The organism is Dyadobacter sp. CY343 (assembly GCF_021390335.1).
Classification (GTDB): domain Bacteria; phylum Bacteroidota; class Bacteroidia; order Cytophagales; family Spirosomataceae; genus Dyadobacter.
In genome coordinates, this window is the sequence record NZ_JAJUXK010000007.1 from 187,764 (window position 1) to 200,285 (window position 12,522).

Below are 12,522 nucleotides of genomic sequence, written 5' to 3' on the forward strand. Positions count from 1 at the left end.
TAAAAAATGGAAAACAGTAAAGTGAAGGCTTTCCGGATGCAGTTAAAGCCGGGTTTTGAAACAGAATACAAAAAACGGCACGACGAAATCTGGCCGGAATTGTCGGAACTTTTGAAAAATGCGGGGGTACTGGAATATTATATTTTTTTAGACGAAAGAACGCTGGCACTTTTTGCTTTTCAGAAGCTGAGGGATGATGATACCACTTCGGGACTGGCAGCATTGCCGATCATGAAAAAGTGGTGGGACCATATGGCGGATATTATGGATGTGAATGAAGACAATTCACCCCAGGCATTCAGTCTTCCCGAAGTTTTCCGCCTTTGAAAGGCAAATGCGCGCATATTTTAGATTGACACTAAACCCCTGATCATGCATTACATTTTACTTCAGGATTCGTCCTGGGCTACATTTATTGGCAGGTTCCACCCGGCAATCGTCCATTTTCCTATTGGTTTTCTATTGATCGGCGCACTGCTCGAATTGGGGCGGCGCTGGGGTAAAATCGCTGTCAGTGACAGTACAATCGTCTTTATATTATTCTGGTCGGCGATAAGCGCGACTTTCGCCTGCATTGCCGGTTACATGCTTTCGCTGACGGGCGGCTACGATGCCGAACTCCTGAATAACCACATGTGGAAAGGAATTGGCGTTGCTGTATTTGCCTGGGCCTCGTGGTTTGTCAAATCCGACAGGTTTGAACGCGCAATGCCTTCTGCCAAAGTGATTTACCTCCCCGCAATCCTTATTGCAACCTTGCTTACATTGACAGCCGGCCACGACGGCGGCGCGCTTACGCATGGGGAAGGTTACCTCACGCAATATACCCCGGAACCTTTCCGCGGACTGGCTGGCCTGCCTCCGATGGAAGAGAAACCCACTGAGATTAAGCCGATCGCCGATGTGCAGCAGGCTGTCGTATATACTGATATCGTGCAGCCGATTTTGCAAGCAAAATGTACCCAATGCCACAGCGCCAGCAAAAGCAAAGGTGATTTGCGAATGGATCAACTCGCCTTACTGGCCAAAGGCGGCGAGAATGGCCCTGCATTTGTGGTTGGAAAAGGTGCTGAAAGTGATATGATCAAAAGGTGCCTGCTGCCGGAAAATGACGACGAACACATGCCGCCGAAAGGTAAGCCGCAATTGACGACAGACCAGATTGCATTGCTTTCCTGGTGGATTGACCAGGGCGCTTCGGCAGATAAGAAGGTATCCCAAATGACTGTTTCAGAAGCAGTTAAACCTGCATTGGCTTCGCTCGGAAAAGAAGCCCCGGCAGGTACAGGCGCGGCACAAGCTTCGGCAGTATTGAGTGTGAAAGTTCCTAAGGCAAATGAACAGGCTATTGAAAATCTCCGCAAAACCGGACTGATCGTCAATACTTTATCGCAGGATCAGAATCTGCTAGAGATCAGCGCAGTGAATCTACCTGATTTTACTGATAAACAAGTGGAGCTGCTGCAGCCCGTTGCGCAGCAGATCACGTGGCTCAAATTAGGCGGTACCAAAATTACCGACGCGGCTTTGCTGCAAATAGCCAAATTTCCGAACCTGAGCAAGCTACACATTGAACATACCGGCATTACCGACAAAGGTATTGCTGCATTAAAACCACTTCCTTATCTGGAATACATTAATATCGTAGATACCAAGGTGGGTGACGAAGGTTTGAAAAATGTCGCCGGCATGAAGGCGCTGCACTCGATCTATGTTTGGCAGTCGGCTGTTACGGATAGTGCTGTGAGCCAGGTGGGCAGGCAGAATCCTAATCTTTTGGTAGTGAATGGATTCAACGAGGCGGCGGTAGCGCAATTTTTGAAAGCCGGAGATACAACCGGCAAAGAAGAAGTCAAAAAACAATAACATGAACCGTCGGAAATTTATGAGCAGTGCGATCGCCACAGCGGGCGTATTAACGGGATTCGAAGCCATTTCAGATGCTGAAAAAGCGCCTTTTCAGTTTGCAGAAAAGTTTTCGTTGAAAATATTTGGTACGAATTGGGGCTTCGTTGGAAACACGGATGCATTTTGCGCAGCTATAAAAAAAGAAGGTTACGACGGACTGGAAATCTGGTGGCCCGGAACAAAGGAAAAACAGAAAGAGCTATTCGTTGCATTGAAAAAATACAGTCTGGACGTAGGATTTTTGTGTGGTTCGGGCGAAAAAGAATATGCAAAACACCTGGATGTTTTCAAAAAACAGATCAATGCAGCTTCAACTGAATATGAACAGAAACCACTGTATATCAATTGTCATAGCGGCAAGGATTTCTTTGATTATGAACAGAATAAGGCATTTATAGACCATACAACAGCTGCTACCGCAAAAACCGGCATTCCGATTTACCACGAAACGCACCGCGGCAGAATGCTTTTTGCTGCGCATATTGCGAGGGATTTTATGGAGAAAAATCCGGAACTGAAACTGACGCTGGATATTTCGCACTGGTGTAATGTGCACGAAAGTTTGTTGCAGGATCAGCAGGAAACTGTTAAACTCGCATTGTCGCGCACGGGGCATATTCACTCGCGCATTGGGCACGAGGAAGGCCCGCAGGTAAATGATCCGCGCGCGCCGGAATGGGAAGCGACCGTAAAAGCGCATTTGGCCTGGTGGGATGCAGTGGTGGAACAAAAGGTTAAGAGTGGCGAAACGCTTACAGTTTTGACCGAGTTTGGCCCGCCACATTACTTGCCCACAGTGCCTTTTACAAATCAGCCCCTTGCGGATCAATGGGCGATTAATGTGCACATGATGCATTTATTTAGAAAACGATATTTAAAATAACCAATGAAAAACACACACTTTTTGGTGGCAGCTGACGAAACGGAAGTTCAAAAAGCTTTTCATGCTGCGGTGATTGCGCATATTGATGGTAAAAATGCGCTGTCCATTAAAGATTTCCACAGCCAGATCGCGGAGGCTTTGCAATTTCCGGATTACGAAGGAACCGGCCTGGAAGACCTCGACGAAATGCTGAACGATCTTTCGTGGATCGGCTCGAAGCAAATCATTATCTACATCAGCAACTCGGCAGACTGGCTTTCAAAAGAAAAATCAACAGATAAGGTTCTTACTGTCATCGACTTACTCGACGCGACTGCCGAAGACTGGAAATGGCTTGATGACGAAGAAGGTGTTGACAAGAAAGAACTGCACATCATTTTCCAACAATCCGACCGCATTCAGGCGCTGCTGGAAGAGCAGGAGATTCCGTTTGGGGTTCTTTAAACACGCAGCAAATCCCTTCGCCATCTAACAAATCCTATCATCGCCAAAACCGTGAATACGAAATATAATATTGCGGTAAGATTCAGGGCTTTGTAGAAATACAGGATTACGTAGCAAGCATCGGCGATGATCCAGACGATCCAGTTTTCAAGGTATTTCCGGGCTAGCATATATTGACCGATCAGGCTGGCGATTGTGAGGGCGGAATCGAGGTAGGTGAAGCTGGCATTTGTGAATTTTTCCAGTAAAAATCCCCACGAAATAGTGCCGATTATAAATATGACGGCGAAGATCGGGTAGAGTTTTCTGGGTGTGAAAGTTACTTTCAAAACATCGTGATTGGCCCCACCAAATTTCCACATCCACCAGCCGTAAATGCTCGTGAAAAAGTAATATCCCTGCAAGCCCATATCCGCATACAGCCTCACCTGCCAGAAAACCGCCGCGTACAAAAGCGCATTCGCAATTCCGAAAAACCAGCTGGTTATATTTTGCCTGGTATTAAGATAGACGTAAATCGCGCCTGTTACAAAACCGAGGATTTCCAGGGGAGTGGTGACGAATATTCCCAGGGAAATCATCTTGTTAAGCCAGTCGATCATTGTTTCACAATCAGAAATCAAAAAAGTAAGCGCAATATGCGAATATAGGCACGAAAGCAACGTCTGTTAACAGAACCGTAACTTGTAAGCTGTCGCATTTAGCTTTATTTTTGTAACACATCAAAACGGCAAACGAAAACTTCCGCGCTGATGTTATCTTTTTTGCCGGTCGGGAAAATCCCCGAAACGGCTTTTTGCGTTTAAAATCCACAGTCGGCAACAGCCGCAATTTAATCTGAAACTACTTGGAAGTTAAGGACTTATTAACACTATACGGAGGCGACGGTTATATGGACTTGCTGGTAGAGCAGATCAGTTCTAAAAATCCCGAATCGGCTCATATTCAAATTAAAGGATTGGTCGGCAGCCTGGACGCGGTCGTCACAGCGTCGATCCAGCAGAGAAAAAAAAGTCCGGCACTTTATATATTAAGTGACCGCGATGAGGCGGCGTATTTCCAGAATGACCTGCAAAATCTGCTGGGAAAAACGGAAGTACTTTTTTACCCAACTTCCTATAAAAGGCCCTATCACTACGAAGAAGTGGATAATGCCAATGTATTAATGCGCGGTGAAATCCTGAATAAGCTCAGTGCAGGCCGTGCCACGCCTATTCAGCTGGTTACTTATCCCGAAGCATTATTTGAAAAAGTGATCAACAAAAGATCGCTGAAAGCCAATACATTTTCGGTGAAAGTCGGCGAGAAACTTGACCCTTCGTTTCTGACCGAATTTTTGACGAGCTATGGTTTCGAGATCACGGATTTCGTTTTTGAAGCGGGACAATTTTCGGTGCGTGGGGGTATTCTGGACGTATTTTCATTTGCAAATGAACACCCTTTCCGGATTGAGCTTTTTGGTGATGAAGTCGAGAGTATACGCTCTTTTGACCCTGATACCCAGCTTTCTATTGAAACTGCGAAGCAAATCAATATTGTCCCGGATATTCAGCAAAAACTGTCGCACGAAACGCGGGAATCGTTTTTCAATTTCCTTGCGCCTGAGACGACAGTTTGGTTTAAAGACGTTGAACTGACGCTTGAAGTGATTGAGAAATGTTTTGAAAAAGCTGAAAAAGCATTGGAAGAGGTAACCGGCGGCGGGGTACAAATTGTATCTAACCCTCAGGATCTTTTCGAAACGCGGAGAGGTTTTCTGGCGCAAGTGAAGAAGTTTAAAACTGTTGAGTTTGGCAAGAAATCCTATTTCAAAACAGAAACAAAAATCCCCTATTCGTCCAAACCGCAACCTTCATTTAATAAAGATTTCAAACGGCTGATCGACGATTTGTCTGAAAATCAATCCAAAGGATACGTGAATATCATCGTAGCCGAGCAACCCAAGCAGCTCGACCGGCTTGAACGTATTTTTGAAGATCTCGATCCGTTTGTCAAATTCCGTCCGATGCATATTTCGCTGCGGGAGGGATTTGTAGATGATAATGTAAAAGTTGCCTGCTATACGGATCACCAGATATTTGCGCGTTTTCACAAATACCGGTTGAAGGATAAGTTTACTAAGTCCAAGGCGATTACATTAAAGGAACTGAAATCGCTGCAAGTGGGGGATTTCGTCACGCACGTCGACTATGGTATTGGTCGCTTCGCAGGCTTGGAGCGGAAAGATGTTAATGGAAAAGAGCAGGAGGCGATCCGGCTGATTTACCGCGACAATGATTTGCTATATGTGAGTGTGCATAACCTGCACAAAATCGCAAAATATACCGGCAAAGAAGGCACGCCGCCCGCCATGAGCAAACTGGGCTCAGGTGACTGGGAAGCGAAAAAATCGAAAGTTAAAAAGCAGCTTAAAGATATTGCGCACGAGCTGATCGCATTGTACGCAAAACGCAGACAGGCGCCCGGTTTCCCTTATTCTCCCGACAATTACATGCAGGCCGAGCTGGAATCTTCCTTTATATATGAAGACACACCCGACCAGGCTACTGCCACAGCGAATGTGAAGGACGATATGGAGAAGGCGCACCCGATGGACAGGCTGGTTTGCGGGGATGTTGGTTTTGGTAAAACAGAAATCGCGATCAGGGCTGCATTCAAGGCGGTTTGTGATAGCAAGCAAGTGGCGGTGCTGGTACCTACTACGATTCTGGCAATGCAGCATTTCAAGACTTTCAGCGAGCGACTTGCTGATTTCCCGGCAAAAGTGGGGTATATCAACCGTTTCAAATCTCCGAAAGAGATCAAAGAAACCTTAAAACAAGCCGAAGAAGGAAAAATCGATATACTAATAGGTACCCACCGGATCTTGAATAAAGACGTCAAATTCAAGGATCTGGGGCTATTGGTAATTGACGAAGAACAAAAATTTGGAGTAAAAGCAAAAGACAGGTTGAAGGAAATGCGGGTGAATGTGGATGTACTTACCCTCACAGCTACCCCGATTCCGCGGACTTTACATTTCTCACTAATGGGCGCGCGCGACCTTTCGGTAATAGCCACTCCACCGCCGAACAGGCAGCCGGTCACTACGGAGGTACATACTTTCAGTGAAGAATTTATCCGCGACGCGATCAGTTTCGAGGTAAACCGGGGCGGGCAGGTATTTTTTGTCCATAACCGCGTGAACGATATTGAGTCTATTGCAAATATTATTTTGAGGCTGGTACCCGATGTCAGAATTGGGGTAGCGCACGGTCAAATGGACGGTGATAAGCTGGAAAAAGTAATGGTAGGCTTTATTGAGGGCGAATATGACGTATTGGTTTCGACCAATATCATCGAGTCCGGAATTGATATTGCCAATGCGAATACGATCATTATTAATACGGCGCACATGTTTGGTTTGTCGGATCTGCACCAGATGCGCGGCCGGGTGGGCCGGTCAAACCGGAAAGCATTCTGTTATTTGCTTACGCCCAATGCGTCGACACTGGCAAGCGACTCGCGTAAGCGTTTGCAAACGCTGGAAGAGTTCTCGGAACTGGGAGATGGTTTTAAAGTGGCTATGCGCGACCTGGATATTCGAGGTGCGGGAAATTTGCTGGGAGCAGAGCAAAGTGGTTTTGTGAATGATTTAGGGTATGAATTGTATCACAAAATGCTCGACGAAGCGGTGCAGGAATTGAAGAATAACGAGTTTAAAGATCTCTTCGCAAATGCATTGGGATTACCCGCAAAGCTGGTGCCGGATACGCAGATCGAGACTGATTTTGCTACGCTGATTCCAGACGACTATGTCAAAAATATTTCGGAAAGATTGTCGTTATATACCCGCCTCGACAATATTGAAACAGACGATGAGTTGGCCAAATTTGAACAGGAAATACTGGACAGGTTCGGCCCTGTTCCATCGGAAGTTCAGGATTTGTTGAAAACCGTGCGTTTGCGCTGGAAAGCAGAGAGTTTGCACTTTGAAAAACTAACTTTGAAGAGCAATACATTGAAAGGATACTTCGTTACTTCGCAGAATGACGAATTTTTCCAGTCAGCCAAGTTCGGGCAGGTTATTGATTACATTAAAAAACATCCCAAACAAATCTCTTTAAAAGACCAGAAAGGCAAGCTGATCCTGATTTGTGAAGATGTAAAAAGTATTGATCAGGCGCGGAATATCCTCGCCGAAATGACGAGCTAATTGATTTTTAGAAATATTCTGGTTTCATTTCCTAAATTTGCGATTTCGCATACTACAAAATACCAAACTATAAAGTCACTTTAAGCAATGATTTGCATGCAAAAGATGGGTACCCGGTCGATCGCGTTGATGTTGATTGTGTTATTAGCGGCTACTTCATGTAGTAAGAACAAAAGACCTACCAGCTTGAAACCTGGTAAGACAAGTTCTAAAACAGGGTTGGCATACAATGGCAAAGATGGCTTTGAAGTAAAGCAATACAAGGCGCTGCCTGCTGGCCCCGACCTTGTGTACATTGAGGGAGGCCGTTTCACAATGGGCTCGCTGGAAGAGGATGTGATGACAAGAAGGGATAATCCGAAAAGAACAGTAAGTATCCAGTCGTTCTATATGGATCAGACTGAGGTAGCCAACGTTCACTATCTTGAATATCTAAACGCAGTTCAGAGAGATTCATCTGAGGAATTTTACAGCAAAGCTTTACCTGATACGAATGTATGGTTCAACGAATTGTCTTTCAACGACTCTTACGTGACCATGTATCTTCGCCACCCTGGTTTCCGACTTTACCCTGTGGTAGGTGTGTCGTGGGTTCAGGCTAACGATTATTGCGCGTGGCGTACTGCCGCTGTGAGCCAGGCTAACAATACAGCCGGCGCAGCTGCCGCAGGAGGCAAGAAAAAGAAAGGTTTCTCTTTCGGCAAGAAGAAAAAAGCAGAAGGCGAAGCAGTTGCAACAGCAGAAGCTGCGGCTCCGGCACCACAACTTAGAATTGAAAGTGGCTACGTAATGCCTCCTTACCGTCTGCCAACAGAAGCAGAATTTGAATATGCTGCAATGGCGATGATCGGAACGCAGTATTCTGATGAAAACCAGTCCAATTCAAGAATTTATCCATGGGACGGTTCTACCATGCGTCAGCCACGTGGCCGGAAACAAGGAACAATGCTTGCGAACTTCAAACGTGGTCCCGGTGACTATGCTGGTATTGCCGGAAAATCGAATGACGGTGCTATTATCACTCAGGAAATTCGCTCATACCCTGCGAATGACAACGGTTTGTATGATATGGCAGGTAACGTAAGTGAGTGGGTTTATGACGTTTACCGTCCGCTTTCTAACTCCGACGTAAACGATTTGAACTCTTTCCGCCGCGACGGGTACCAGGATGATTCGAAGAACTATGATACCAAGAATGCTAACTCACTTGTTGATGATAAGCTGAGGGTGTACAAAGGAGGTTCTTGGTCGGATGTTGCTTACTGGTTATCTCCGGGAACACGTCGCTACATGGATCAGGATTCGGCAACTGCAATGGTAGGTTTCCGTTGCGCGATGATCGCTACTGGTAGTCACAAAGAATAATTGATTAAGAATATAAGAATGAGCCGCTATCTGAAAAGGTAGCGGCTTTTTCAATGCTGTGCCAATGCAATTGTGAGAATGTAGAACTCGCTGCAACCTGCATTACTCAATGTTTGCACGCATTCTTCGAGCGTAGCTCCGGTAGTCAATACATCGTCGATGATGATTACTTTCTTTGCGGTAAATGTATTTTCCACTTCAAAAACCCCTTTCACATTCTCCCGCCGTTCGATCTTATTTTTACCCGTCTGCGTTTCCGTATATCTAATCCGCTTCAAAGCCGAGCCAGACCACGGAATTCCGGTCGCTTCGGAAAAGCCCTGAGCTAGTAGATCGCTCTGATTATAGCCGCGGCTCTTTCTTTTCTTGAAATGCAGCGGGACACTGATGATCAGATCTACCGGAGGTAAAGTCCCGGCACTTTGCATTTCCTGACCAAACATCTGGCCCAGAACCAACCCTATCTCCTGGTTACCCCGATATTTCAATGCATGCAGCAGTTTTTGCACTTTGCTTTTTTTGGTAAAAAGTAAAAATGAATGCGTGAGCAGCACGCGGGGTTCGTTCACAAATTTGTAGCGCAGCGTATCTGCATGCAGGCCGCTCTGCCCGATTCTTGGGAGAGAAATGCGGCAAAAGGTGCATAACGTTGCCTCACTCCCGATTAAAGACTGGTCGCAGCCGGTGCAACAGCGCGGGAAAATAAGGTCTATTAAATCGGCAAAAAACGTACGGAGAATCATTTTCAAAATAATAATGGGGTTTTTAGAATGACTGGATAACTTTGGAAAGAAAATTCTTATCGCGATATGACGACATTGATAGTTAATGCTCAGGTAGTAAATGAAAATACGGTTCAGGGTTTAGACGTATTAATTGAAAATGGTCACATTAAAAGCATAGGAAAAAATTTACAGCACGTTCCAGCCGACAACATTATTGACGCAAAAGGCAAATACCTGATGCCGGGCGTGATTGATGACCAGGTGCATTTTAGAGAGCCGGGACTCACTTACAAAGCCAACATTTATACAGAAGCAAAGGCGGCAGTGGCTGGCGGGGTAACGTCCTTTATGGAAATGCCGAATACAGTACCGAATACGCTCACGCAGGAATTGCTGGCAGACAAATACCAGATCGCGTCACAGACTTCTCTTGCGAACTATTCCTTTTTCATGGGCGCCTCGAACGATAATTATGAGGAAGTGATGAAAACGGACCCTTCGCAGGTTTGCGGGATCAAAATATTCATGGGATCGTCCACTGGAAATATGCTCGTAGATGCGCCGGGTGTTTTGGAAAAGATCTTTGCAAATGCGCCGTGCATCATTGCCACGCATTGTGAAGACGAGCCGACTGTGCGCCAGCGCATGGAAATGTTTAAAGAACAATATGGCGACAATGTACCTTACAATATCCACGCATTGATCCGGAACGAGGAAGCTTGTCTGAAATCATCCTCTTTTGCGACTTCTCTGGCGCATAAAAACAAAACCAGATTGCATATACTGCATATCTCGACGGGCGACGAAGTGCCGCTTTTTGAAATAGGCAACCGGAAAAACGGACAGATCCTGCTTTCCGACGGGGAGCTCAAACTGGTCACCGCCGAAGCTTGCGTGCATCATTTGTGGTTTGACGCCGAGAATTATCATAAGCTGAGTAACAAAATAAAATGTAACCCTGCGATCAAAGCACCGCATCATAAAGAAGCGATCCTGCAAGCTGTGTTGGATAACCGCATTGACGTGATCGCGACGGACCACGCGCCGCATACCATTGAGGAAAAGGCCCAGCATTACTGGCAGGCGCCTTCCGGCTTGCCGCTGGTACAGCATACCCTCAATGTGATGCTGCAATTAAGCGCCGAAGGTAAAATTTCGATTGAAAGAGTGGTTGAAAAAATGAGCCACGCGGTAGCCGATTGTTTTCAGATTAAAGACAGAGGCTATATCCGCGAAGGTTACAAGGCGGACCTGATATTGGTGGATACTAATGCGACTACGACAGTGGAAGCGAGCGGGCTGTATTCCAAATGCGGCTGGTCGCCGTTTGAAGGGACGAAATTCAATTCCCAGGTCACGCACACATTTGTGTCCGGACACTTGGTTTATGAAAACGGGAAATTCAATGAAGAAGTAAAAGGCGAGCGGTTATTATTTAACCGATAAAAATTCGAGGTAATTCTGGATCACATTCAAATCAGCTTCCGTCCAGTCCAGGGTCGGCAGGTCCTCGGGCGAGAGCCAGCGGATCTGTTCGTGTTCGGTCAGAATGATATTGTTGGTGTGAAGATTACAGATAAAAGGCACCAAAATTATCTCGCGCCAGCCCTGGTCTTTGGAAGTTTCCGGAAGTCTTTGAAGAATATCAATTTCGACATTCAGTTCTTCCATGATTTCACGAACCAGCGCTTCTTCGTCAGATTCGTTTTGTTCAACTTTTCCGCCGGGAAATTCCCATTTGAGCGGGAAGGAAAGTGCTGCACTGCGTTGCCCGGCTAGTATCTTTCCGTTGTGCTCAATGACCGCGCAGGGCACCCTCACAACTAATTTTTTAGATACAAGCACTTCAAGCATAGAGGCGGTTAGTAATTTTACCGCAAATTTACTACTTCTATTCTTATTTTACATCTATATCCTGAAACTAAATAAATTACAAGACTCAGAACAATTCGCCTGCCCTGTAATTCGGCAAAATTCCGAGGTGTTTGAATGCCTTTTCGGTCACTTCCCTGCCTCTTGAAGTTCGTTTGATATACCCTTCCTGAATTAAAAAAGGCTCGTAAACTTCTTCTATCGTTTCTGCCTCTTCGCCACAGGCCGTCGCAATGGTTGATAAGCCTACCGGGCCGCCTTTGAATTTGTTAATAATAGTACTCAAAATGCGGTTGTCCATTTCGTCCAACCCGTTTTGATCTACATCCAAAGCCAGCAAAGCCATTTCCGCGATGGGGATCGTAATGCGGCCGTCGCCTTTCACCTGTGCAAAATCACGTGTGCGGCGGAGTAAGTTGTTGGCAATGCGCGGGGTACCTCTGCTCCTTCGTGCAATTTCAAATGCAGCATCGTCTTCCAGCGGCGTTCCCAAAATCGTAGCGGAACGTTTCAATATAGAGGAAAGCAGTTTTGCATCGTAATATTCCAATCTCGCATTGATCCCAAACCTGGCGCGCAGCGGCGAGGTCAGCATACCGGCCCGCGTGGTTGCGCCTATTAATGTGAATGGATTAAGCCCGATCTGAATACTCCGTGCATTCGGTCCGCTATCGAGCATAATATCGATCTTATAATCCTCCATCGCGGAGTAGAGATATTCTTCCACGATCGGATTTAACCGATGGATTTCATCAATAAAAAGCACATCATGCTCCTGCAAATTGGTCAGCAAACCAGCCAGGTCGCTGGGCTTATCGAGTACCGGGCCGGAGGTGATTTTGATATTGGCGCCCAGCTCATTCGCGACGATATTGGATAAGGTAGTCTTTCCAAGTCCCGGAGGCCCGTGCAACAAAACGTGGTCTAGTGCATCTCCCCGCTGCCGCGCAGCCTGAACGAAAATTTTAAGGTTTTCCAGAATTTTATCCTGCCCCGCAAAGTCATCAAAAGTAAGCGGACGCAATGCCCGTTCGATCTCTTTTTCAGTATTGGATAATCCCTCTTTATCCCCCGACAGATAGTCCTGGCGCATATTTGAATATAGAATAGTATTGTTCAAAAATACCCGT

The 12,522-nt window shown here is 46.1% G+C and carries 11 protein-coding genes; 7 read left to right on the forward strand and 4 right to left on the reverse strand.

Annotated elements, in window-relative coordinates:
• Positions 1-6: 6 nt before the first annotated feature.
• Genes rhaM through LZG94_RS22780 form a run of 4 tightly spaced genes read left to right on the forward strand, consistent with a single transcriptional unit; the run spans position 7 to position 3,235 of the window.
• A complete protein-coding gene (gene rhaM / locus LZG94_RS22765) occupies positions 7-327 on the forward strand; it encodes an L-rhamnose mutarotase (RefSeq protein WP_233793986.1) in 321 nt (106 codons plus the stop codon).
• Between the two features lie 45 nt (positions 328-372).
• A complete protein-coding gene (locus tag LZG94_RS22770) occupies positions 373-1,866 on the forward strand; it encodes a c-type cytochrome domain-containing protein (protein WP_233793987.1) in 1,494 nt (497 codons plus the stop codon).
• A 1-nt stretch (position 1,867) separates the two neighbouring features.
• On the forward strand, positions 1,868-2,791 hold the full coding sequence (locus LZG94_RS22775) for a sugar phosphate isomerase/epimerase (protein ID WP_233793988.1): 924 nt from the start codon (positions 1,868-1,870) through the stop codon (positions 2,789-2,791).
• 3 nt (positions 2,792-2,794) lie between these two features.
• The gene (locus LZG94_RS22780; RefSeq protein WP_233793989.1) at positions 2,795-3,235 is read left to right on the forward strand and encodes a barstar family protein; all 441 of its coding nucleotides are present in this window, start codon (positions 2,795-2,797) and stop codon (positions 3,233-3,235) included.
• On the opposite strand, the gene pnuC is transcribed toward LZG94_RS22780, so the two are convergent.
• Positions 3,232-3,837 carry a nicotinamide riboside transporter PnuC gene (gene pnuC / locus LZG94_RS22785; RefSeq protein WP_233793990.1) on the reverse strand — a complete coding sequence of 202 codons (606 nt, stop codon included), beginning with the start codon at positions 3,835-3,837 and terminating at the stop codon, positions 3,232-3,234. The genes LZG94_RS22780 and pnuC overlap by 4 nt on opposite strands.
• Before the next feature lie 245 nt (positions 3,838-4,082).
• On the opposite strand from pnuC, the gene mfd reads away from it, so the two are divergent.
• Complete coding sequence (gene mfd / locus LZG94_RS22790) at positions 4,083-7,430, forward strand: transcription-repair coupling factor (protein WP_233793991.1); 3,348 nt, start codon at positions 4,083-4,085, stop codon at positions 7,428-7,430.
• A gap of 96 nt (positions 7,431-7,526) precedes the next feature.
• Positions 7,527-8,795 (forward strand): SUMF1/EgtB/PvdO family nonheme iron enzyme, encoded by a 1,269-nt coding sequence (locus LZG94_RS22795; protein WP_215236230.1) that lies wholly within the window; start codon positions 7,527-7,529, stop codon positions 8,793-8,795.
• 50 nt (positions 8,796-8,845) lie between these two features.
• Here the strand turns inward: LZG94_RS22795 and LZG94_RS22800 are convergent, their stop codons facing one another.
• Positions 8,846-9,538: a ComF family protein gene (locus tag LZG94_RS22800; RefSeq protein WP_233794136.1), complete on the reverse strand. Its 693-nt coding sequence runs from the start codon at positions 9,536-9,538 to the stop codon at positions 8,846-8,848.
• A gap of 66 nt (positions 9,539-9,604) precedes the next feature.
• Between LZG94_RS22800 and LZG94_RS22805 the strand changes: the two genes are divergently transcribed.
• Entirely contained in the window at positions 9,605-10,966 is a 1,362-nt protein-coding gene (locus LZG94_RS22805) for a dihydroorotase (RefSeq protein WP_233793992.1), read from the forward strand.
• Here LZG94_RS22805 and LZG94_RS22810 read toward each other — a convergent pair.
• Positions 10,952-11,374: a (deoxy)nucleoside triphosphate pyrophosphohydrolase gene (locus tag LZG94_RS22810; protein ID WP_233793993.1), complete on the reverse strand. Its 423-nt coding sequence runs from the start codon at positions 11,372-11,374 to the stop codon at positions 10,952-10,954. The two genes, LZG94_RS22805 and LZG94_RS22810, sit on opposite strands and share 15 nt — an antisense overlap.
• Before the next feature lie 85 nt (positions 11,375-11,459).
• On the reverse strand, positions 11,460-12,485 hold the full coding sequence (ruvB, locus tag LZG94_RS22815; protein WP_233793994.1) for a Holliday junction branch migration DNA helicase RuvB: 1,026 nt from the start codon (positions 12,483-12,485) through the stop codon (positions 11,460-11,462).
• Positions 12,486-12,522 lie beyond the last annotated feature (37 nt).

Coding starts and splice junctions, on each gene's coding strand:
- rhaM (WP_233793986.1), top strand. CDS start 7: ATGGAAAACAGTAAAGTGAAGGCTTTCCGGATGCAGTTAAAGCCGGGT.
- LZG94_RS22770 (WP_233793987.1), top strand. CDS start 373: ATGCATTACATTTTACTTCAGGATTCGTCCTGGGCTACATTTATTGGC.
- LZG94_RS22775 (WP_233793988.1), top strand. CDS start 1,868: ATGAACCGTCGGAAATTTATGAGCAGTGCGATCGCCACAGCGGGCGTA.
- LZG94_RS22780 (WP_233793989.1), top strand. CDS start 2,795: ATGAAAAACACACACTTTTTGGTGGCAGCTGACGAAACGGAAGTTCAA.
- pnuC (WP_233793990.1), bottom strand. CDS start 3,837: ATGATCGACTGGCTTAACAAGATGATTTCCCTGGGAATATTCGTCACC.
- LZG94_RS22795 (WP_215236230.1), top strand. CDS start 7,527: ATGCAAAAGATGGGTACCCGGTCGATCGCGTTGATGTTGATTGTGTTA.
- LZG94_RS22800 (WP_233794136.1), bottom strand. CDS start 9,538: ATGATTCTCCGTACGTTTTTTGCCGATTTAATAGACCTTATTTTCCCG.
- LZG94_RS22805 (WP_233793992.1), top strand. CDS start 9,605: ATGACGACATTGATAGTTAATGCTCAGGTAGTAAATGAAAATACGGTT.
- LZG94_RS22810 (WP_233793993.1), bottom strand. CDS start 11,374: ATGCTTGAAGTGCTTGTATCTAAAAAATTAGTTGTGAGGGTGCCCTGC.
- ruvB (WP_233793994.1), bottom strand. CDS start 12,485: ATGCGCCAGGACTATCTGTCGGGGGATAAAGAGGGATTATCCAATACT.